Raw genomic sequence first — 21,573 nt, 5'->3', positions numbered from 1 at the left:
AGTTTGAAAGGTGAAGTGCAACCGGTTTAGTGAAATGCAGAGGGACGTGTTGAAGCGACTTCGCGCATGCCTGCGAAGACCTCCAAAGGCGAGTGAAACGCATGTGTAGCGCGTGGCTTGCGGCCCACGCGCTGAGAGATGGCCGCGCAAATTCGGACAGTCGGATAAGTGGAATGCTCGGGACCTGAGCCGGCGATAATGCCGACAAAGGAACCAGGAAGATGACGAAGAGAACCCGACGGACGCACTCAGCCGGGTTCAAAGCGAAAGTGGCGATGGCGGCGGTCAAGGGGCGAGCGGACGCTAGCCGAACTGGCGCAGCAGTTCGATGTGCACCCGAACCAGATCACCGAATGGAAGCGGCAGTTGCAGGAACGTGCCGCCGACGTGTTTGGCGCAGGCGGCACGGCGTCGAGCGAGCCGCAAGTCGATTTGAAGGAGCTACATGCGAAGATCGGCCAGCTCACGCTGGAGAACGATTTTTTAAGCGGCGCGCTCAACAAGGCGGGATTGCTGAGCGCAAAGCGATGATCGATCGTACACACGCATTGCCGGTCTCGCAGCAGGCGCGACTCGTTGGTATCGCAAGATCGAGCGTGTATTACCGGGCGCAACCGGTGAGCGAGGCAGACCAGTTGCTGATGCGCCGGATCGATGAACTGCACATGGAGTTTCCGTTTTCCGGCGGGCGGATGCTGGCGCGACTGCTGCGTCGCGAGGCACACGAGATTGGCCGCAGGCGCGTGCGCACGCTGATGAAGCGCATGGGTATCGAGGCGCTGTACTGCAAGCCGAACACGAGCCGACGCAATGCGCGGCACAAGATCTGGCCGTATCTGCTGGGCATGACGATCAATCGGGCAAACCGGGTCTGGGCACTGGATACGAGCGATATCCCGATGGCGCGCGGCTTCGTGTATCTGACCGCCGTGGTGGACTGGGTCAGCCGGAAGGTACTGGCCCACCGCGTAGAGATCACGATCTAGGCGATGCACGTTGTCGAGGCGTTGGAAGAAGCGTTCGCGAAGTACGGGCAACCTGAGATCGTCAATACCGACCAGGGCAGCCAGTTCACCGCGACAGCGTTCACCGAGGCCGTGCTCAGCCGGGGCATCCGCTTGTCGATGGACGGCAAAGGTGCCTGGCGAGACAACGTGTTCGTCGAGCGCGTGTGGCGAAGCGTGAAATATGAAGCGGTGTATCTGAAAGCCTATGAATCGGTCGGCCACGCCCGGCGCTCAATCGGCGATTACATCAATCTGTACAACCAGCGACGGCCTCATTCGAGTCTGGAAGACCGCACGCCGGATGAGGCATACTTCGCAACACTGCCTGCGATCAAATTGGCAGCATGACTGCCCTGGACGTTCCACTTAAAAATATCGAGAACCTGTCCGAACAAGCGAGGCCACCTCTCTCGACGAACTGCGCATCAATCGGATAACCAGGTCTGCGAATTATTTGGATAGCCATAGTCGGAATTTGATAACAGGGTGAGACGGACTTTTCTAGAGTTACTCCATTTGCGCCCAGGTCTGAACATATTCAGGCGATCAATCTAGGCCGCCTACGCGACTGCCAGGTTAAAAGCGTCTGGGCAGAGTCATTCATGGAGTTTGCAAGCTGCTGCGACTTCAGCGAACCATCGATCACGATGCTGCTTCATAAACGAAACAAATGCTCGCCCCACTTTCGACAACGGGCGACACTTCGGGTATAGCAGCCCAACCCGGAAGGTGATACACGGGTCCACGAGTCGAACGTCGACCCGGTCAAGGTATCCGTGAACACTGAAAGGATCGATAAAACCGACACCCATTCCTAGTGCGGCCAACTCGCATGTCGAGTGGGAGAATGACGTATCGATACGCATAACACGGCTTACGTCTCGCGATTCAAATAGACGATCAACATGCGGCCGGTCTTGATAGTGCGCCGTGGTTGAGATAAATGTGCAACCTTCGAAATCCTCAGGTGAAAGCGTCGACTTTTTACCGAGATTGTGCCCCTTCTTCATAACCGCGTAGTAGGGAACGTTGCAGAATTCGTCTACCGAAAGATCTTCGCGGTCGTAAGGTACTTCTGCAAGACCAAGATCGATTCTTTCCGTCGCAATCCAGTCTTCCACCTTCGTGGAGGTTTGAACATCCAGTGAGATATCAACGTCTGGGTGAGCTTCGCAAAACAGGGCTATGACTGCCGGCAAAAAAGTTATTCCGAGGGCAGGCATGCATGCGATCGAAATGCCGCCTACGCGAAGTTTCCTCACATCAGCGGCAAGTTCTCCGATCTTTTGGTACGCACGGAATGTGTTCTCCACTTGCTCGTGGATCATCCTGCCCTCAGGCGTCGGCACGAGCCTGCCAGCAGCGCGGTTAAACAATGTCACGCCGAGCTCCTTTTCGAGCTCGGTGATCAAGCGACTCACCGATGGCTGAGACAGCCCCAGTAGATCCGCCGCACCATTTACAGTGCCGACCATCATGGTCGTGCGGAACGCTTCAAGTTGCCGGATGTTCATGATTTCCCAAGTGACTTTCCCCTTTCAGCAACCATCATCTATGGTTCGGACCGACATCGCAAGGGCGTGTCGGCCACGGTATTCATATGATCGAGCATTGCTGGTCCTTCTAAGTCGACACCGCCCAATCAAGTGCGCATAAGACGAACGATCACACCGGCCAGCCAAGTTGAACGGGCAATCAAGACGCCTCGCATCAAGAAATTGATATCAATCCGTTAGACCAAAATCTGCAGTTTTATCTGCGATCATGCCAGACGCGTACTCAGTGACATGACCGCACCAGCGTCTGCCAGTCAAATTCTTAGAGGCGCGCTTCGTGCAAAACCACGTTCGTGCCACAGAAGGCATCCCGCATCGACAGTCTCATTGAACGCAATCTCTCTGATTACGCCAACGATGATGGAGTGAGTGAATCCGTCATGCCGATCGCTGATTTCGCAGTCCAATGCAACGGTAGCATCAGGCAGGATCGGCGCACCGGTCTCGAGAGATGACCATTTGTTGGCGGCGAAACGGTCTTGCCCTTTGCGCTTGCGAAACGTATCAACGAGCCCGCAGTGCGCTGTCGAAAGAAGATTCACGGCAAAGCTACCTGCGCCCAGGATTGCATCGTGGGACGAAGCGCACTTGTTCACGCAGACGATGACCGACGGTGGGTCGTCGGAGAGACTGCACACCGATGTCGCGATGAGGCCGACCGGCTTTGCGTGGTGCATTGCGGTAATAACTGTAACACCGGCAGCGAACAACGACATCGCCTGCTGGAAGTTAGCTTTGGAATCGATGGTTTGCATTTCTGTCACCTGACTAGACTATGACGGCTCACCCACGCTTGTAGACACTGGGTTTGAGGCCAAGGTTCTCGCGCAGAGTTCGTCCTTCATATCGGTCCCTGAACAACTCACGGCGGCGCAGTTCCGGGATGATGAAATCGCTAATGTCGTCCATACCGCCCGGAAGAATGGCCGGGCAAAAATTGAAGCCGTCTGCGCCATCATTCTTGAACCACTCATCCATTTCATCAACGATGTCACTGGCGGTTCCGATCACCAGGCGTACCGAGAAAGTCGATGCGACGCGCTGATAGAGTTGTCTAATTGAGAGGTTCTCGGCACGAGCCATCTCCAACAGGTTTGATGCAAGGCTCCTGAGTTTCTGCCCACCGATGTCTGGCACCGGCCCGTCGAGCGGATAGCCGGATAGGTCGCCGAGCGCGTTATAGAGCTCGGCCAGGCCGCTCAGCGGGTGGATAAGCTCCTGAAGCTGGTCGAACTTGTCTTGTGCCTCCTGCCTGGTCCTACCGACGAACGGTGTAATGCCCGGCATGATCAACAACTCGCCTGGCTCGCGACCATACTTCGCGAGCCGCCCCTTCAGATCGCCATAGTAATCTTGCGCATGTTTCAGATAATGCGAATTGCTATAAACCACATCCGCGCATCTGGCGGCAAGCTCACGTCCGGCCTCGGAAGCTCCGGCCTGCACGATGATCGGCTCTCCTTGCGGAGTACGCGCGGAATTCAACGGGCCGCGTACCTGGAAATGCTTGCCCTTGTGGTTCGGCACGTGCAACTTGTCTTCGTGATAGAAAAGTCCGCTTTCCTTGTCTCGAACGAACGCGTCCTCCTCCCAACTCCGCCAAAGGGATCTGACAACGTCGACGAATTCGTCGGCTCGTTCGTACCGCTCTTCATAGGCAAGGTTCTCGTTCCTGTTGAAGTTTTGAGCTTCCTCATCTGACCACGAAGTGACGACATTCCATCCGGCGCGGCCGCCGCTGATGTGGTCGATCGAAGCGTATTTCCGTGCGACGTGAAACGGTTCGTTGTAGGTGGTTGAGGCAGTTGCCACTAACCCGATGTTTGACGTGGTTGCACCCAGTGCGGCGAGAAGGGTGATCGGTTCCAACTCTGCATTCCGCATGTCACGCGCAAGTGATCCTTTCGGATTGTCATTGGCGCGGATCCCAAGACCGTCAGCAAAGAAAACCATGTCGAGATGCGCCGCTTCCGCCTTGCGGGCCGTGTTTAGGAAATGTGCAAAGCTCAGCGCTCCGTCCGCCTGCACATCCGGATGCCTCCAGGCGGCAACGTGATAGCCGAGATATCTCATCGAGAGGCCGAGCCTCATTTTTCCGTCTTTAGTCATTGCATGCGCTCCCATTCTTGGACTGGTCCGCCCGGAACATGGCGGCATGGGTGAATGTTCGCGCTTCACCGTCCGATAAACAATGTCGCCAAAGGCGGCCGTCTATTTGAAAAGCGGATAAGGGTATTCCCTGACTTCGTTGAGGCGAGGCTGAAACTGGCCCGATGTGCTGCCCATGCGAAAAACCCTGCATCGTTATCGGTGTGCGCGGTGCCTGTCTCATTGCTGCGCTTCGCGCCCTTGGGGCGACATCGTTGCCAGCCTTCGGCAGGTGCAGCGCGACGGTGGTGCCGGCCCTATCGACGGCCGTGGGCCTGCTCCGTGCGCCGTACCGCACCGGCATCCGACGCGTGTTCGCCGAGTCAAGGCCTGCTCGGTCCATAGTCGCGGCTGGCATTAAGTTCGTTCAGCGAGGCCACTGAATTGCAGAGCCGAGCCATATGGGGGGGAAACCCCCTATACGCATTTCGAATACCGGACCTATTTTGACGGCATTGTGTCGTTCACGTCGGCAGCACACCATCCTGCTCATGCCACTCATGCCACTCATGCCACTCATGCCGCTCATGCCGCTCATGCCGCTCATGCCGCTCATGCCGCTCATGCCGCTCATGCCGCTCATGCCGCTCATGCCGCTCATGCCGCTCATGCCGCTCATGCCGCTCATGCCGCTCATGCCGCTCATGCCGCTCATGCATTGTCGGGTGGCGTAATCCGCAATTGAGGTGTCGAAATGATGAAAGACGGAAAAATGAGGCTCGGCCTCTCGAAGAGATATCTCGGCGATCATGTGGCCGCGTGGCGGCACTCGTCGGTCCGCGCCGATCCAGGTGCGCGGCCCGCTGAATTGCGCACACATCGATCAGGCGGCCGCGTCCTGGGCCGGGCGGCAGCTTGCGGCGCACTGTGCCGACGTCCCCGTGTACTAAAAAACCGGGCCGCTCGCCCTGCTGCGCGCAACGATTCGATCCTCCATATCGCTTGTCCTGCATAAGCTTGTTGTTTTAACTTGTCACGGTCGGGACTTTGTGGCGGACAACGACATTCTTTCCGAAATTGGATCGCTTCAAATCGACACCCTCAAAAGGCTTGTAGTCGACGGCTATGCCGTTCCAACCTAGATGCCATTACATCCGGCGATGCGCCCGAGGGGCGTCCGAGTCCGAGGCCACCGACGCAATAAAAGCAGAAGTACTATGCCGCAAATCCGGACTTGGAATTTATGAGAAACCAAAATGAAGATTAAAACGCTGCTGGTCGCCCTGTGCGCAACGTCCATTCCATTTGCGGCATTCGCGTACGATGGAAAGGAACTTAAGTTCGGAGTCGACAGCGCTTACCCGCCATTTGAGTCGAAAACTCCGAGTGGCGATCTCGTTGGATTTGACATCGATCTGGGTAATGCAATTTGCGCGAAGCTCAAGGTGAAGTGCGTCTGGGTTGAAAACTCGTTCGACGGCATGATTCCCGCGTTGCAGGCGCGCAAGTTCGACGCGATCAATTCGTCAATGTCGCAGACCGGGAAGCGCGCGAAGGCAATCGATTTCAGCCACAAGATATACGCCAACTTCGAAGCGCTGGTTGTAAGGCGCGGCTCGGCTCTGGTGGCAATGCCCGAATCGCTCAACGGAAAGCATATCGGAGTCTTGCAGGGAAGCACACAGGAAGCCTATGCACGGAAGCATTGGACGAATGGAGTTGACATTGTGCCCTACCCTTCGCAAGACCAGGTATGGAATGACCTCGCGGATGGGCGGCTCGATGCGGCACTGGTTTCGGGGCCAACGGCTGAGTCGGGATTCCTGAATACTGCGCAGGGTCATGATTTCGGTTTCGCGCGAGGTCCGGCCATCAAGGACGAAAGCATCTTCGGCCCGGGCGTCAGCATCGGTGTGAGAAAGGGTGACAGAGCCCTGCTCGAAGCAATCAACGGTGCGATCGACAGTCTCCGCAAGGATGGGACGTATGACCGAATTGCGAAGAAGTACTTCACGTTCGATATTTACGGCGGTTAATTGACGTCAACTGCCCAGCAAAACAGACCGCATGCCCGACCCAGGGTTGCGCACAAAGAAGCATCGTGACCCACAATATAACCTTTGGAGACCTTAATGAAAATGAAACTTCTTGCAGCTTTCGTGATGTCAGCCGCCGCGGCTCCCACAATGGCCCAAAGTACCGTGACGCTTTACGGTCTGATCGATGAAGGAGTCAACTATACGAACAACGTCGGTGGCAACAAGCTGTCCGAGCTCCAGAGCGGTACGGTCCAAGGGTAAGCGGTGAATTAGGCGCACATGGTTTCCTGGGGCGGGACGGCGCAGTATGTGTCCACCTAACTGACAGGTGGACACATGACGCAGAATCCCTCAGATCCCTTGAAGCTTGAACCCGTCGGCGTGAGCAGTGATGGCCGGCGACGCCACTGATACCGAGATTGTCGCCGCCTTTCTTTGCCGCAGTCGTTGTGCCGTCGCCGTGAATGATCGACAGATCGAGCAACTGGGTCCTGCTGGAGTCGGCGTACTGAGGCCAGAAATATCGCGTCGAAACATCCGCTCGCCTGCCAGCGACGAAAGATCCGGTAAATGCTCGTCGGATGGATTTCGCGTCGACCCTGCTGATTCCTGTCGATCGGCAGCGTGTGCCACTGGCAGCCAAGGTAAAGCGCCTTCAGGATGTAGTTGAAGATCCTGTACAACGGCAGTCGCGGCAGCGGGCCTCGACGACCCCGTGGCAAATGAGGTAAGACAAATTCGTTGAATTGCGCTTCGCTCAATTCCACCGGAATCCGTTGTCGGGCTTGGCGTTGTGCCATTTTCCATCAGCAAAGCGATGGATGCTAGCCGCTTCGACGACAACCGCTCCAATCCCTTACCCAGCCGGCCTTTCCGCCCATTTTAACCCCTGCGAAAAACCTGCAACCAGTAGCATTGAGGACTGACATGGCTTCCGAAAAACTCAAATCCGCGATCATCGGCTCCGGCAACATCGGCACGGACCTGATGATCAAGATCATGCGTCGCAGCTTGCACCTGGAAGTGGCGGCGATGGTCGGCATCGACGCCGCTTCCGACGGTCTCGCGCGCGCCGCGCAGCTCGGCGTCGCGACAACCCACGAGGGCGTTCAGGGATTGGCGCGTTTGCCGGTCTTCGAGGACATCGAGTTTGTGTTCGATGCAACCTCCGCCGGCGCGCATGTGAAGAACGACGCTTTCCTGCGCGCGCTCAAGCCCGGCATCCGGATGATCGACCTGACGCCTGCCGCGATCGGCCCGTACTGCGTGCCGGTCGTCAATCTCGATGCGCGTCTCGATGCGCCGAACGTGAACATGGTCACGTGCGGCGGGCAGGCGACCATTCCGATGGTGGCGGCGGTGTCGCGCGTGGCGAAGGTCCACTATGCGGAAATCGTCGCATCGATCAGCAGCAAGTCGGCTGGCCCCGGCACGCGCGCGAACATCGACGAGTTCACCGAGACCACGTCGAAGGCGATTGAAGCGGTCGGCGGCGCGGCGAAGGGCAAGGCGATCATCGTGCTGAATCCGGCCGAGCCGCCGCTGATGATGCGCGACACGGTCTATGTGCTGTCCGAACTCGCGGAGCGCGCGCAGGTCGAGGCGTCGATCGAGGAGATGGCGCGCGCGGTGAACGCGTATGTGCCTGGCTACCGTCTCAAGCAGAAGGTGCAGTTCGACGAGATTCCTGCCGACTCGCCGCTCAACATCCCCGGACTTGGCCGCTTCGGCGGACTCAAGACCTCGGTGTTCATCGAGGTCGAAGGCGCAGCACATTATCTGCCGGCGTATGCGGGCAATCTGGACATCATGACCTCCGCCGCGCTCGCGACCGCCGAGCGCATGGCCCAATCGCTCGCGAACGCGTAGGGAGCACACCGACATGGGCAAGAAGCTTTATATCTCCGATGTGACATTGCGCGACGGCATGCACGCCATCCGCCATCAGTACTCAATCAAGAACGTGCAGGACATCGCACGCGCGCTCGACAAGGCGAAAGTGGACAGTATCGAAGTCGCGCACGGCGATGGTCTGCAAGGCTCCAGCTTCAATTACGGATTTGGTGCACACAGCGATCTCGAATGGATTGCGGCGGCGGCCGACGTCGTGAGCTACGCGACCATCGCGACACTGCTGTTGCCCGGCATCGGCACGATTCACGATTTGAAGGCCGCGTATGAGGCGGGCGCGCGCGTGGTGCGCGTCGCGACGCATTGCACCGAAGCGGACATTTCGATGCAGCACATCGAATATGCGCGTGAACTTGGCATGGACACGGTCGGCTTCCTGATGATGAGCCACATGACGACCCCCGAAAACCTCGCCGTTCAAGCGCAGAAGATGGAGAGCTACGGCGCTACCTGCATCTATGTCGTGGACTCGGGTGGCGCGATGAACATGAGCGACATTCGTGCGCGCTTCAGGGCGCTTAAGGGCGTGCTCAAGCCCGAAACGCAGACCGGCATGCATGCCCACCACAACCTGTCGCTCGGCGTCGCCAATTCGATCGTCGCGATGGAAGAAGGGTGTGACCGCGTCGACGCGAGTCTCGCCGGCATGGGAGCGGGCGCGGGCAATGCGCCGCTCGAGGTGTTCATCGCCGCGGCGCAGCGTCTGGGCTGGAACCACGGCACTGACCTGTACACGCTGATGGACGCAGCCGATGACATTGTGCGTCCGCTGCAGGACCGTCCGGTGCGCGTCGACCGCGAGACGCTCGCGCTCGGTTACGCAGGCGTTTATTCGAGCTTCCTGCGTCACTCGGAGGTGGCCGCGAAGAAGTACGGCCTGAAGACCGTCGACATTCTCGTCGAACTCGGCAAGCGCCGCATGGTGGGCGGCCAGGAAGACATGATCGTCGACGTCGCGCTGGATTTGACGCGGGCACTCGAAAGCCAAAGCTGAAGCAGCACTCGCGGCGCCTGCGCTTGAACGCAGCCGCCGCGTGTTCGCAAATCTTGCCAACAGCGTATCGCCGCCAAGAGCGACGCTGATTTCACATTGGAGACATCGCATGAAAACGTCAACATCGGCCCGTGCAAGCGGTGCTATCACCATTGGATTGTGTCTTGGCGTCGCGTTGCTCGAAGGTCTCGACCTGCAATCGACCGGGGTCGCCGCGCCGCGCATGGCGCGCGAATTTCACCTGGCCGTTGCGCAAATGGCCGCGGCGGCTCGATGAGTTCCATACGGTCGGCTCTCTCCCGATTCGCCCGATGCGCTCGCATCACTTGGCCTCGGTCACGGGCCGCGCATGGATTGGCGTGATACCCGGTGACCGTCTGATCGGCGTGTCGCAGTTCAACCGGCTCGCCGACTGGGTGATGTCGTGTTCCCAGATTCAGAAGGAAGCCGTGATGCAACTGGCCGACGAAAATCGAGGAACGGGCCACGCCGCAGGGCTTGGGCGTGCTCACCCGTGCAACGCAATCGCGCATGACGACGCGCGGCGTGTGTGACCACGAAGTCACCATGATGACAAGTGTGATGCGCGGCTTCCTGCGCGATCGCAAAGGCGCACGCGACGAGTTCCTGAACATCGCACGACAAAGAGTTCTGACCATGCTACAGGCCGAGCATTATCACGACATCTCATGCGGGCACCGCGTCTACGGGAATGAAGGCAAGTGCCAGAACCTGCATGGGCACAACTACCGCATCCACTTCGCTTGCGAAGCCGCCTCGCTTGACGATCTCGGGCGCATCATCGACTTCGGTTCGATCAAGACGCTGCTGTGCGACTGGGTCGAAAACCACTGGGATCACCGCATGTTGCTGTGGCGCATTGCCCGACTGATGCGTTTAGGCCGGACCCGCCCCGAACTGGATGCGTCACTGTTCTTCCATGCCGACGAGATACGCGGTGAGTTTCTGCTGGCGAAGAAGCCTCGACCGAAGACGCCCATCACGCTCGATCAAATCATTCGCCTGATTTCTTCACTGGGTGGACTTCTACGCCGTAAGAGTGATGGCGAACCGGGTGCGAAAACCCTCTGGATCGGCATGCAGCGAACTATGGATGCAGTCTCGACCATTCAGGCCCTTCGCGAAGACGACTCGTGACTCCTGTATAGGGACATGCCTCTATCCACTCACTGTAAAACGCATTTCTCAACGTATCCACGTTATAGATGCAAGGCATCAACACAATCAATTTTACAAATCAATTTTTGTATTGCACAGTGAAACCCGTCGTTGCGGAAATGGAAATCGAAGTTGATTGATCGAATACTTCAATTTTATAAACCTAAGTAGTACGGCAGATTTAGACATGTCTCCATGATGCCCACACTTTTGGATGTATCTCTCGACACGCCACCTAAGCTTACCGAAACCGTGCCCGTGGCCTTCCGGATGGGACGATCGACTATGGAGCAGCTTACTGGCTCGATAATTGAACGAAACGGGCCAGAGCTGTGAAGGTACTCGATTGCGCATCCGAGGCGCGCGACGAATGCCACGATCGCGCCGGACGTCGCGACGTCTATTTGACGTTTGACGACGGTCCTAATCCACTTTGCACACCGGACGTCCTCGATGTGCTGGCAGAACACCGGATGCCAGCAACGTTCTGCGTCATCGGCGCGTACGTAGAGGACCAGCCGAAGCTGATCTAACGAATGATCGCCGAGGGACAAGAGATTGCCACTCACACGATGACTCATCCGGATTTGTCCAGATGCGAACCTGATGAAGTACGACGCGAAATATTGGACGCGAACAGGATCATCCGGATGGCGTGTGCCCAAGCCACAGTTCGGCATATACGTGCCCCTTACGGAACATGGACGGACGAAGTGGTCGCTGAAGCGGCAAAGGCGGGCCTGGCGGCTCTTGACTGGTCGGTAGACCCTTGGCGTCAGACTAGTCTCGCCCCGGCGTCGATGTGTATTAGCCGGTACTTGACCGGCCAGACAATGTCAGCGGAGCTATCGTCCGCCCCCGACCAGGGAATGATTCTTCGGGGCGAGTCGAACCTCAAGCCTGCGCCTGCGGCGCACCGCTTCGCGGCTTCGGGCTTGACCTTTTCCTCACCCCGAAAAAAGCAGCTTTCAAGTCGGGAACGATGAAATGAACTGTCACTGTCTGTCGAATCAAGTGCTGCTGTCTACACGTCGATGCGATTGTCAGCGCGGTGCTGGCCTCTGTCCGGCCTGGCGCAATTGTGCTCTTGCACAACGGACGTCCTCCCGGCGAGTCAGGACGGTGCTGTCATGCTGGGCTGCGCGACCAGACCCTCATGGCGCTTTCCCGCCTGATTCCAGAACTGCGTGACTGCGGATTTGTAATCAGCTCGCTACCCCAACCACACGGAACAAACCGACATCTATGAATGCCATTGCCACAATCAGCACTGCCCCGGTTTTGTTGTATGCACTACTCTCGACTGTTTACAAAAGCGTACAGGCCCTCCATGGCCTACCGACGAGTGGTCCGCCGAATTCGCCCAATGCCGCCGACCCCAACTTTCTGCCGGACGTGGACGTCATCGTGCCGTGCTTTAACGAGCAACCGCGCACGCTCTCGGCGTGCCTGAAGTCCATTGCAAACCAGGACTACGCCGGAAAACTGCGGGTCTATGTGGTCGATGATGGTTCTGCGAATCTCGACGCCGTGAGGCCGGTATACGATGCCCACGCGCGCGACCCCAGATTCAACTTCATTACGCTTCCCCAAAATATGGGAAAGCGCAAGGCACAGATCGCCGCGATACGCTCTTCATCCGGGGAACTGGTACTCAACGTCGACTCGGACACGACGCTGGCGCCCGATGTCGTCAAGAAGCTCGTATTGACAATGCGAGACGCGACGATAGGCGCCGCCATGGGGCAGTTGACGGCCAGCAACCGCGGCGACACCTGGTTGACCCGTCTGATCGATATGGAGTACTGGTTGGCTTGCAACGAAGAGCGCGCCGCACAGACTCGCTTCGGCGCTGTTATGTGTTGCTGCGGTCCGTGTGCCATGTACCGCCGGTCCGCGCTCCTTTTGCTGCTAGATCAGTACGAGACGCAACTTTTTCGCGGGAAGCCGAGCGACTTCGGCGAGGACCGTCATCTGACGATTCTCATGCTGACGGCAGGTTATCGGACCGTGTACGTTCCGGACGCCATTGCGGCGACAGTCGTTCCAGACAGACTGGGGGCGTATCTGCGCCAACAACTGCGCTGGGCGCGCAGTACTTATCGGGACACGTTGCTTTCGCTACGCCTGCTGCCCTGTCTCGATCGCTACCTTACCCTGGACGTGATCGGACTGAATCTGGGCTCGCTATTTCTCGGCTTATCGCTACTAGCGGGTCTCGCGCAGCTCGCATTGACAGCGACAGTGCCGTGGTGGACCGCCCTGATAATCGCATCATCGACCATGATCCGCTGTAGCGTGGCATCGGTTCGCGCTCGCCAGATTCGATTTCTTGGCTTTTCTCTTCACACACCCATTAACCTCTTTCTCTTGCTCCCCCTGAAAGTCTATGCGCTGTGTACATTGAGCAATAGCGATTGGCTGTCCCGTGGCTCTGCAGGGAACGTATCGAACGTTCATGAAAAACAGGTCGATACTCCGAATCCGGTTACAAAGCCGAACGCGACTTCAGCGTCAAGATCTGCGACTCCACACCGTCGGCAGGATCACGCGTGCGAGTCTTCAACATTAGCGACGTCTGACGAAGCATTCGATGGCGATTAGTTAATCGTACATATAGATCTCGAGTATTGCGCCAACCCGGAACCGCCCACCATCGGCACTGGTCCGCTTGATTGCGATCGTCTCACGCAAAGGCTCGATTGTCGTCTTCCCAACGCCAGTGCGTTCACCGAAATCCTGGTACTCCATTGTCAGTAACTCTCGCGCTTGGCAGGCAAGGATCGTCTATCGACCAGGGCGTTTTCAATCGGGCCGCGGCAGCAGAACGGCTTCTTTTTCTCTAAGACGAGTGCGTAATTTTCCTTCTTATCTCCATGTCCAAAGCAGCAATCAGCTTCACCGGCGTAAGGAAGTCATATGGCGACAAGATCGTAGTCGACGGATTGTCGTTCAGCGTCGCGCCTGGAGAGTGCTTCGGTCTGCTAGGGCCAAATGGCGCGGGCAAGAGCACGACGGTGCGTATGGTTCTCGGCATGGCGCCGCCCGACGCAGGCAAGATCATCGTGCTCGGGGAGCCAGTGCCGGCGCGCGCTCGCTCGGCACGTATGAGCATTGGCGTGGTGCCGCAATTCGACAACCTCGAGCCAGGGTTCACCGTACGCGAGAACCTTCTGGTGTTTGGGCGCTACTTCGGCATGAGCACACGTGAAATTGAAGCGGTCGTGCCGTCACTGCTCGAATTCGCTTGCCTCGAAAGCAAGGTCGATGCGCGCGTCACCGAACTATCCGGTGGCATGAAGCGGCGGCTGATGCTGGCACGCGCGCTGATCAACGATCCACAGTTGTTGGTCATGGACGAGCCTACAACGGGTCTCGACCCGCATGCGCGCCACCTGATCTGGGAAAGCCTGCGTTCATTGTTGGCGCGCGGCAAGACGATCCTCTTGACCACCCATTTCATGGAAGAGGCCGAGCGGTTGTGCGACCAACTGTGTGTGCTGGAGGAGGGGCGAAAGATCGCCGAAGGCGGGCCTCGCGTGCTAATCGAAGAACAGATCGGGAGCCACGTGGTCGAGATCCACGGCGGCAATCCGCATGAGCTGCGCACGTTGATCGCGCCGCACGCGCAGCGTATCGAGGTCAGTGGTGGGACCCTCTTCTGCTATGTGTCCGATCCGGAACGGGTGTGTGTACAGTTGCGCGGGCGCGCGGCGCTGCGCCTTTTACAGCGTCCAGCAAATCTCGAGGATGTCTTTTTGCAGTTAACCGGGCGCGGGATGAAGGAGTGAACGATGAGAGAGTTTTATGCAGCGGCCCTGCCCGCGAACGTGTGGAACTGGGTTGCAGTGTGGCGCCACAACTATCTGGCATGGAAAAAAGTCGCGTTTGCCTCGATTCTCGGTAACCTTGCCGATCCTATGATTTATCTGTTCGGCCTCGGCTTTGGTTTCGGGATAATGGTAGGTCGCGTCGATGGCGCATCTTATATCGCGTTTCTCGCGGCGGGTATGGTCGCCACGAGCGCGATGACCTCCGCGACCTTCGAAACGATTTACGCAGCTTTCTCTCGCATGCATGTTCAGCGCATGTGGGAAGCGATCCTGTGTACACGGCTCACGCTCGGCGATATCGTTCTCGGTGAACTGGCATGGGCCGCCACCAGGGCCTTTTTTGCCGGCATCGCCGTCATGGTGGTAGCCACCGTGCTGGGTTATGCAGCGTGGTCATCCATTCTCTATGCATTGCCTGCCATCGCCCTGACTGGTCTCGCCTTCGCGAGTCTGGCGATGATCCTCACGGCGCTTGCACCCAGTCACGATTACTTCGTGTTCTATCAAACGCTCGTTCTCACGCCCATGGTGCTCCTGAGCGGCGTGATCTTCCCGATCAGTAAGCTACCTGCCGCTTTTTGCGACGTAGCGCGCTTCTTGCCGCTCGCACATTCCGTCGACCTTATCCGTCCCGCGATGCTCGGACGCCCGGCGGGCAGTGTTGCCCTGCATATTGGCGCTCTCTGCATTTGCACGGTGTTGCCGTTCTTCCTGTCGGTGGCGCTGTTACGTCGACGCCTCATGTCTTAATGCCAGCTATGGCCGGCGCATTACGCACGGTTTGCGTCAGCGCATCGCGCGCGTCGCCGTCGGGGTTCTCGACGTTGAGGAAAAGGCCGGAGCGTTGTGCGGAATCCGACATGGCAGGCCCTCTCGTGGAAAGACCACGTCAAAGGCAAGTTTTGCGCCCACATCTCGCGGTACGTAAAGTCATGACGACGTCAGCCATGCCTCAGGCAGAAGCGCGACGCTGCGACCGCGCCGCGCGGCTGGGCAGGCCGAGCCCGCAACACGCCCGCGATGAAGCTCGTCACGCTCGACGAACGCAAAGCGGACCACGGCGCGCGGTGACGCGCGCACAATCGCCGCAGCGCGACCAGCGAGTCCGGGTCGATCAGATCCAATGGGCACAGCACCCGGTAGGCGCCCGACAGCAAAGCCTCGAAGCCTTCGGCACGGCTATCGTCGTCGATGGTCCCGGTGTGATGAACGAACTCGCCTCCGGCCGCCTCCACCAGCGCACGCAGCACGGCGTTGATGCTTGGCCGCCCGCCCACATAAACCCATCGACGCCCGCTCAATGCGCGCGTCAGTGCGCGGTCGTCGAGCAGCGCCTGCTCAACCGCGAACAACTCGTGCTGCAGGCTCGCGACATGTGCCCGCGCGCGCTCCAGCGACAGGCTCGCACTGCTGTCGGGAAGGCATGTGCCGCGGTTCTGATTCATGACGGGCTGCGCTTCGGATCGCACCGTTACGGCAACGGCAGGCGGCATGGGTCTCATGGAGAGCGCCTCGTGACATGGCCCGCAAGCCGTTCGCCCGCTGCCGGAGTGAGAAACCAGCTACGCACCGCGTCGTACGTGTAGCGCGTCCGGCCGGCATGACGCGCGTGCGGCGCCAGCCGATGCTCGGACAGCGGCTTCGCCCAGCCCCAGAAGTCGGCGCGCAGCGCGGGCGGGAAACCGACGTCGTCGAACGCGTGCCAAAGTTGAATCAGCCAGGGTTCGCGGCCCTCTTCGTCAAACAGCAACGGCGGCCCGAAAGCCCGCCTGCAGATGCGCATGCCGCTCGCCGTAATACAGCAGCCGCCGCAGGACTCGACCACGAAGTCGGCCACCCGCGACGCGACACAATCGAAGCGGTGACCGACGCGTGCTGCCTACTCCGCTCTAAAGCAAAGCGCATGGTCAGAACAGACGCCACAACTCGGCGCCTTGCAGATGAACAGGCCCTCGCGCTCGCACAGTTGCTTGTAGAAGAACTTCTTCCACTTCATGTCATGCGTATTCTTCGCGGCCAGCCGCGGAAACCAGTGGCTGATCAATGCGGACAACTCGCGCCGCGACGGCAGAAGCAGGTCTTGCCAAAGGTGGTTTTGCCCGAGGCTCGCGCAGGCCAATGCATGAGCCACGCAGTTCGCCTCGTCTGCCGGGCCGGCGCGCGGATCGGCATGGTGATTGAGCAACGCCACCAGGTCTTCCAGTTCGTCGCCACGCGGCATCGTGGCGGGCGACAAGACGCACGTAAGACCGAGCGCCGAGCCGGCACCCGGGAACCAGCGCGCGAGCATTCGGCGCGTCTGGTCGGCGTCCAGTCCGGGCATCGGCAGCACATCGACGCCGTGGTGCTCGAACCCGCTCGACAGCACGCCGGCCAGTGCCAGCACGGTGGGATCGCCCGCATCCACCGCACACGCCATCAGGGTTGCATAGGCGTCCATCGCGGCATCGCTCAGAGAACGGCCGCCGCGTGCGTGTAGCACTTTTTCGGGCAGATCTTCGCGCACGCGGTGCAGCCGACGCACAGTTCCCGATGCACGATAATCATCACCTTCTTCTCGTACTCGTCGTCTTCGTCTTCGTCTTCGTCGTCGCCGTCCAGTGCGACGTGCGCGCCGTCCTCGTTAAGCCCGACGAGTTGCAGCACGCCACGCGGACAGACACGGAAACAACGTCCGCAACCAATGCATTTTTCTTCGTCGAGCCTGTTGACGAACGTCGGCGTCCAGGTGGCGCCGCTTGGCAGCGTAACGCTGAAGGTATCGCTCATGATGTGGCTCCATGGCTTCGCTGGTTCAGGCCGCTGCCGCAGCGGCAGCCTTGCGGGCTGCCATCAGCGCGGCGTGGGCGTCATGGCAGCGCTGGGCGACAGCGAGAATGTTCTCCCAGTTGGTCGGGAGTTCCTCTGAGAGGTCGTGCAGGTCCAACTTCGCCCGGGTCGCTTGCGCGTTGAGTTTCTTCAGGTGCGCCTTGAGTTCATCGGCATCGGTGCTCATCGTCTCGGTCCCCTCACGATTCCTTCAGGCGCCGTACTGTGCGACGGCGGGGTACATCCGGATCACCTCGACCGCTTCGTCGAGAAGCTTTGCGCCCGCCTCGGCGAGCTTCTCCAGCGAAGCGAAGCCGAACCGGTGTACGTCGCGCAACTGCTTGTTGACGACAACGAGCCGCCCCGCGAGCAACACCATGCGGCCGAAGCCCTCGTGGCTCATCTTCATCATCGGCGAAACCATTTGGCCGGTCTCACGCTCGATCGCCACCGCAATCGCGCTATAGAAAAGCTCGAGCCGCCACAGCGTTTCGGGGTCGGGGTCGCCCATGATCGGAATCGCGCGGCGTTCCTCCGGCGTGTGGATGTACGGCTTGAGCAGTTGCAGGTCGGTCTTTCCGTCCCACACGCCGTGGGTGTCCTGCGCGCGCAACTGCCTGACGAGCTGCTGCACGAACGGTGCGACCAGCAGCATTTCGTCGCTGGCCTTGGACGGAATTGCGGATGTTTCAGCCATGGGATACCTCATCGTCTTCAAAGTCGTATACACGTTCGCCATCCTTCGCCAGCGCCTTGCGCAGCCACGGCGGCGGCGTGCCCTTCAGCACCTGTTGCAACTTGCCGAGAGTCTCCTCGATGGACTCGGGCCGCGGCACCTTGATCGGGTGAATCTTCAGCGCAACCACTCGCGCCGCGGCCGAGCCGCCGATTGCGGCGACGTACAGGATCGCGCAATCCTTGACGGCTTCGAGCTTGGGCGCGAGCTTGTCCTCGTCGCCGTCCTCTTCGAGCTTGCCACCAAAGTCGAACGCCTCGACGAACTGGTAGCCGTCCGGTGTGACGTTGTAGGTGACGATGCTCCTCGCCCAGCCAAAATGCGCATCGACGAACTGCCTGTCCTGGGTGGCGAACGCGATCTTCATGCTGCGTGCTCCTTTAGGTGGGTCAAGCACCGGCCGCGACGACAGGAATGTTCGCTTCGCGCGCCGGATCGCGCGCGGCCAGATCGATAGCGGCCTGCGGCAGCGGCCATTCGCCCGGATCGTGATGCGGAATCTGCTCGATCATCAGGTTGGCGATCTCAAAGATCAGGTTCATCGTGCCGCGGTAGCCGACGTAGCGTCGATGTGCGTTTCCAACCCGGTCGAAGACCGGAAAACCGATCCGGAAGAGCGGCTTTTGCAGGTGCTCGGCCATCTGCCTGCCGTGCGAATGGGTGATCAGCAGGTCGCAGTCCGCCGCGGCGCGCTCCATGTCTTCGAGATCGCCGATCACGACCTGATCAGCGGGCAGCAACGCGTGCGCGCGCGATCGCGTCGTGCTGATGCAGCAGCGCAACTGCGCGCCCATCTCGTGCAGCATGCTGCCGACCGCGAACAGCAGATCGGGCTCTGCGCCGATCGCGACCTTGATGCCTCCGGTGTAGAAATGGCCGTCCAGCATCGCATCGAGCAATTGGCTGCGCTGACGCCGGTATTTCGCGGGAACGGGTCGTCCGGAGCGCTGCGCGAGCAATTGCAGCAGACGATCGTTGGGTTCCAGTCCGGTGAGCCGCCCGAACACTTCGAACGGTGTGCCGGCGATAGCATGCAATGCCTCGGCGCCGTCGCGCGTCTGCTCGCCCACGCCGATCGTAAATGCCGATGCACCCGCGGCCCGGATCTCCGCGAGCGTGGTACCACCCAGTGTGGTGCCGCGCCAGTCCGGCGCGATATGGCCGTCGAGCGAGCCGGAAATGTCGGGCAGCACGATGACATCGAGGCCGAACGCTTCGATGATCTCGCGCAGTTCGTCGATGTCGCCAGGCGACAGATGGCTGCCGGGCAGCAGCGTCACCTGATTGGCCACCGTTGGCAACGCCTTGACCAGCGCGTTGACGATGCCGGTAATCGCATGCCGGTAGCCGTCTTCGAATGCTCCGACATAGTCGGGGGTCGACACATAGACGATCTCAGTGTCGTTGAGTTCGGGCTTGCGCTTGCGCACGGTAACGAGATAGCCGTCCACGTCGTCGCCCTCGGTCTCGGTGAGACCTGTTGAACAGATCGCGATGACCTTCGGCGCAGCGCGCTTGCGGATGTTGAGCAGCGCGGCCTCGATGTTCTCGTAGCCGCCGAGCACCGCGGTGACTTCGTCCATGGCTGTCGTCTGCAGCGGGATCGCCTCCCTGAAGTGGCGCACCAGCAGCACGAGGCCGAATGACGTGCAGCCCTGCGAGCCGTGCATCACGGGCATGCAGGCATCGAGCCCAAGGAACGCGAGGCTCGCGCCCAGCGGCTGGCTCATCTTGAGCGGATTGACCGCACAGGCTTTCATAGATTCGACGACATCGGCCATGGCATGTTCTCGAGTTTGGGGGCGTCAGGTCGGTATACCGGGTTCGAGGCTCATCGCCCCCACCCCGGGGCGCTCGACAGCGGGCGCGCGGCTTGCGCTCGGACCACACCGATCGCTCCCCCGTCGTCGCCCCACGGAGCAGGGATCCGCACCTGTTGCCACACCGGGTTGTAGATCGCGCGGTCGATCTCATGCACCAGCTCGACGATCCCCTCGTAGCCGCCATAAGGGTGGTGGCGTTCCTGATTGATGTCGAGCCACGGTATGCGGGCCTTCAATGCGACGAACTGTGAGCGGCCACCCGACAGCATGATGTCGGCCCGCGCGTCCCTGAGCATCGCGTACATCTCGCGCGGCGTCATACCGTCGATCATGTGGGCGTCGTCGCCCATGATCTCCTTGATCTTGTCCTTGTCTTCCTTAGTGCTCTTCTTGACGCTGGTGCCGACGATTTCGAGCCCTGCTTCCTGCAGCGCGGAAACCACCGACCAAGACTTCACGCCACCTGTGATGAGCAACACCCGCTTGCCGGTAAGGCGCGCTTTGTAGTGCGTGATGCGCTCCCACGCACGCGCTTCCTCGGCGGCGATCAGGCGCTCGGTCCGCTCGAGCAGATCGTCCGGCGCGCCCTGCTGCACGAGCAGGCTGGCGATATGGCGCAGCGTGTCGCTCATGTCGCCGATCCCATAGAACGAGCCCTCGAAGTAAGGGATGCCGTAGCGCCGCTGCATCTTTGTCGCGACGTTGATCATCGACTTCGAGCAGACCATCATGTTGACCTTGGCGCGATGCGAACTTGCGATCTCGTTGTAGCGCCCGTCGCCGGAGATGCACGAGAGGATACGGATGCCTAGCGCGTCGAGCAGCGGCTTGGTCTGCCAGAGTTCGCCCGACAGGTTGTATTCGCCAATCACGTTGATGTCGTACGGCGTCGTGTACTCGGGCTCGCGCGTGCCGATCACATGGTTTAGGATTGCCTCGCCGCCAAGCTTGTTGCCCAGATTCTTCGGCCCGGCGAAACCGGGAGAAATGACCGGAATCACCGGCTTGCCAAATTGTTCGGTGGCGCGCTTGCAGACTGCCTCGATGTCGTCGCCGATCAGCGCAGTGACGCAGGTCTGGTAGACGAACACTGCGGGCGGATCGTATTTCTCGATGATTTCGCGCACGCTCCTGAACAGGCGCTTCTCGCCGCCGTACACCACGTCGAGTTCGTTGATATCGGTGGTGAAGCCGGTGCGATAGAGTTGCGAACCGGACGAAGCGGCGTGCCGGTTGTCCCACGAGTTACCTTCACAGGCAATCGGCCCGTGCACGAGGTGTGCGACGTCCACCACCGGCTGCAAAGCGATCTTCGCGCCGTCGAACGCGCACCCGCCTGCGGCCGAACCCGGCGAAAGCTGCTTCGTGCAGCCCCTTTTGCGTTCCTTCTCGCTCTTGCCTTGATTCCTGTCGCAACCCGGCTCGTCGAAAACTTCGGCGATTTGGGCATTGAGCGAAGCAGACATGACGTGCTCCTGATGGATGGACGTTTCTCTAGTGGCAAGTACCATACCACCGGGAAACGCCTTGAAAACGTGCCAATTGGCGCTGAAGCAGTCGCTCGCGCGCATCGCCATGGCGGGTTTGAACGGTTTGCGA

At 59.6% G+C, this 21,573-nt stretch carries 23 protein-coding genes and 4 pseudogenes; 12 read left to right on the top strand and 15 right to left on the bottom strand.

The genetic code is table 11. From position 1 onward, the window contains the following. Positions 1-221 precede the first annotated feature (221 nt). A pseudogene (locus tag OKW26_RS23185) lies at positions 222-1,355 on the top strand (IS3 family transposase). Between the two features lie 248 nt (positions 1,356-1,603). On the opposite strand, the gene OKW26_RS23180 reads toward OKW26_RS23185, so the two are convergent. From OKW26_RS23180 to OKW26_RS23165, 4 genes are all read right to left on the bottom strand, one after another. Further along, the gene (locus OKW26_RS23180) at positions 1,604-2,521 is read right to left on the bottom strand and encodes a LysR family transcriptional regulator (RefSeq protein WP_429355356.1); all 918 of its coding nucleotides are present in this window, start codon (positions 2,519-2,521) and stop codon (positions 1,604-1,606) included. A 296-nt stretch (positions 2,522-2,817) separates the two neighbouring features. Next, a complete protein-coding gene (locus OKW26_RS23175) occupies positions 2,818-3,318 on the bottom strand; it encodes a flavin reductase family protein (RefSeq protein ID WP_184062911.1) in 501 nt (166 codons plus the stop codon). 28 nt (positions 3,319-3,346) lie between these two features. After that, positions 3,347-4,672 (bottom strand): LLM class flavin-dependent oxidoreductase, encoded by a 1,326-nt coding sequence (locus OKW26_RS23170; protein ID WP_429355355.1) that lies wholly within the window; start codon positions 4,670-4,672, stop codon positions 3,347-3,349. 406 nt (positions 4,673-5,078) lie between these two features. Then, positions 5,079-5,462 (bottom strand): hypothetical protein, encoded by a 384-nt coding sequence (locus OKW26_RS23165; protein ID WP_429355354.1) that lies wholly within the window; start codon positions 5,460-5,462, stop codon positions 5,079-5,081. Positions 5,463-5,907: 445 nt separating this feature from the next. On the opposite strand from OKW26_RS23165, the gene OKW26_RS23160 reads away from it, so the two are divergent. Together OKW26_RS23160 and OKW26_RS23155 are read left to right on the top strand one after the other, a co-directional pair. Continuing rightward, positions 5,908-6,687, top strand: coding sequence for an ABC transporter substrate-binding protein (locus OKW26_RS23160; RefSeq protein WP_429355353.1), 780 nt, complete (start codon positions 5,908-5,910; stop codon positions 6,685-6,687). Positions 6,688-6,783: 96 nt separating this feature from the next. Beyond that, positions 6,784-6,951, top strand: a complete 168-nt coding sequence (locus OKW26_RS23155) for a porin (protein WP_429355352.1) — start codon at positions 6,784-6,786, stop codon at positions 6,949-6,951. Positions 6,952-7,007: 56 nt separating this feature from the next. Here the strand turns inward: OKW26_RS23155 and OKW26_RS23150 are convergent, their stop codons facing one another. After that, positions 7,008-7,490, bottom strand: a complete 483-nt coding sequence (locus OKW26_RS23150) for a transposase (protein WP_429355351.1) — start codon at positions 7,488-7,490, stop codon at positions 7,008-7,010. A gap of 127 nt (positions 7,491-7,617) precedes the next feature. On the opposite strand from OKW26_RS23150, the gene OKW26_RS23145 reads away from it, so the two are divergent. The 9 genes and pseudogenes from OKW26_RS23145 (at position 7,618) to OKW26_RS23105 (ending at position 15,357) form a co-directional block, all read left to right on the top strand. After that, positions 7,618-8,559, top strand: a complete 942-nt coding sequence (locus OKW26_RS23145; RefSeq protein WP_429355350.1) for an acetaldehyde dehydrogenase (acetylating) — start codon at positions 7,618-7,620, stop codon at positions 8,557-8,559. A 13-nt stretch (positions 8,560-8,572) separates the two neighbouring features. Beyond that, positions 8,573-9,595: a 4-hydroxy-2-oxovalerate aldolase gene (gene mhpE / locus OKW26_RS23140; protein ID WP_429355349.1), complete on the top strand. Its 1,023-nt coding sequence runs from the start codon at positions 8,573-8,575 to the stop codon at positions 9,593-9,595. Positions 9,596-9,704: 109 nt separating this feature from the next. After that, positions 9,705-9,863 (top strand): annotated as a pseudogene (locus tag OKW26_RS23135) (3-(3-hydroxy-phenyl)propionate transporter MhpT); the annotation flags it as partial. After that, positions 9,844-10,149 (top strand): GTP cyclohydrolase I, encoded by a 306-nt coding sequence (locus OKW26_RS23130; protein ID WP_429355348.1) that lies wholly within the window; start codon positions 9,844-9,846, stop codon positions 10,147-10,149. The pseudogene OKW26_RS23135 and the gene OKW26_RS23130, both read left to right, overlap by 20 nt. Further along, positions 10,127-10,753 (top strand): IS4 family transposase, encoded by a 627-nt coding sequence (locus OKW26_RS23125; RefSeq protein WP_429355347.1) that lies wholly within the window; start codon positions 10,127-10,129, stop codon positions 10,751-10,753. The genes OKW26_RS23130 and OKW26_RS23125 overlap by 23 nt, the downstream gene beginning before the upstream one ends. 353 nt (positions 10,754-11,106) lie before the next feature. Further along, positions 11,107-11,760 (top strand): annotated as a pseudogene (locus tag OKW26_RS23120) (polysaccharide deacetylase family protein). 259 nt (positions 11,761-12,019) lie between these two features. Continuing rightward, a complete protein-coding gene (gene nodC, locus OKW26_RS23115) occupies positions 12,020-13,378 on the top strand; it encodes a chitooligosaccharide synthase NodC (protein ID WP_429355346.1) in 1,359 nt (452 codons plus the stop codon). Between the two features lie 272 nt (positions 13,379-13,650). After that, on the top strand, positions 13,651-14,565 hold the full coding sequence (nodI, locus tag OKW26_RS23110) for a nodulation factor ABC transporter ATP-binding protein NodI (RefSeq protein WP_429355345.1): 915 nt from the start codon (positions 13,651-13,653) through the stop codon (positions 14,563-14,565). A 3-nt stretch (positions 14,566-14,568) separates the two neighbouring features. After that, positions 14,569-15,357: an ABC transporter permease gene (locus tag OKW26_RS23105; RefSeq protein ID WP_429355344.1), complete on the top strand. Its 789-nt coding sequence runs from the start codon at positions 14,569-14,571 to the stop codon at positions 15,355-15,357. On the opposite strand, the gene OKW26_RS23100 is transcribed toward OKW26_RS23105, so the two are convergent. From OKW26_RS23100 to nifE, 10 genes and pseudogenes are all read right to left on the bottom strand, one after another. Next, positions 15,347-15,469 carry a hypothetical protein gene (locus OKW26_RS23100; protein ID WP_429355343.1) on the bottom strand — a complete coding sequence of 41 codons (123 nt, stop codon included), beginning with the start codon at positions 15,467-15,469 and terminating at the stop codon, positions 15,347-15,349. The genes OKW26_RS23105 and OKW26_RS23100 overlap by 11 nt on opposite strands. Before the next feature lie 79 nt (positions 15,470-15,548). Then, entirely contained in the window at positions 15,549-16,052 is a 504-nt protein-coding gene (locus OKW26_RS23095; RefSeq protein WP_429355342.1) for a hypothetical protein, read from the bottom strand. A 53-nt stretch (positions 16,053-16,105) separates the two neighbouring features. Beyond that, positions 16,106-16,483 (bottom strand): annotated as a pseudogene (locus OKW26_RS23090) (hypothetical protein); the annotation flags it as partial. A gap of 3 nt (positions 16,484-16,486) precedes the next feature. Next, a complete protein-coding gene (locus OKW26_RS23085; protein WP_184038027.1) occupies positions 16,487-17,047 on the bottom strand; it encodes a nitrogen fixation protein NifQ in 561 nt (186 codons plus the stop codon). A gap of 11 nt (positions 17,048-17,058) precedes the next feature. Further along, positions 17,059-17,376: a ferredoxin III, nif-specific gene (gene fdxB, locus OKW26_RS23080; protein ID WP_429355341.1), complete on the bottom strand. Its 318-nt coding sequence runs from the start codon at positions 17,374-17,376 to the stop codon at positions 17,059-17,061. A 25-nt stretch (positions 17,377-17,401) separates the two neighbouring features. Beyond that, on the bottom strand, positions 17,402-17,602 hold the full coding sequence (locus tag OKW26_RS23075; protein ID WP_105512102.1) for a CCE_0567 family metalloprotein: 201 nt from the start codon (positions 17,600-17,602) through the stop codon (positions 17,402-17,404). 24 nt (positions 17,603-17,626) lie between these two features. Next, the gene (locus OKW26_RS23070) at positions 17,627-18,112 is read right to left on the bottom strand and encodes a NifX-associated nitrogen fixation protein (protein WP_429355340.1); all 486 of its coding nucleotides are present in this window, start codon (positions 18,110-18,112) and stop codon (positions 17,627-17,629) included. Then, on the bottom strand, positions 18,105-18,518 hold the full coding sequence (nifX, locus tag OKW26_RS23065; RefSeq protein ID WP_429355339.1) for a nitrogen fixation protein NifX: 414 nt from the start codon (positions 18,516-18,518) through the stop codon (positions 18,105-18,107). The genes OKW26_RS23070 and nifX overlap by 8 nt, the downstream gene beginning before the upstream one ends. A gap of 22 nt (positions 18,519-18,540) precedes the next feature. Further along, positions 18,541-19,932 (bottom strand): nitrogenase iron-molybdenum cofactor biosynthesis protein NifN, encoded by a 1,392-nt coding sequence (gene nifN, locus OKW26_RS23060; RefSeq protein ID WP_429355338.1) that lies wholly within the window; start codon positions 19,930-19,932, stop codon positions 18,541-18,543. Between the two features lie 50 nt (positions 19,933-19,982). Further along, positions 19,983-21,440, bottom strand: a complete 1,458-nt coding sequence (gene nifE / locus OKW26_RS23055; RefSeq protein ID WP_429355337.1) for a nitrogenase iron-molybdenum cofactor biosynthesis protein NifE — start codon at positions 21,438-21,440, stop codon at positions 19,983-19,985. Positions 21,441-21,573: the final 133 nt, after the last annotated feature.

It is taken from the genome of Paraburkholderia sp. 32, from assembly GCF_050435345.1.
In the GTDB taxonomy this organism is placed as follows: Bacteria; Pseudomonadota; Gammaproteobacteria; order Burkholderiales; family Burkholderiaceae; genus Paraburkholderia; species Paraburkholderia tuberum.
The sequence above is the reverse complement of the archived record's forward strand: the minus strand, read 5'-3'. Positions and strand labels throughout refer to the sequence as shown.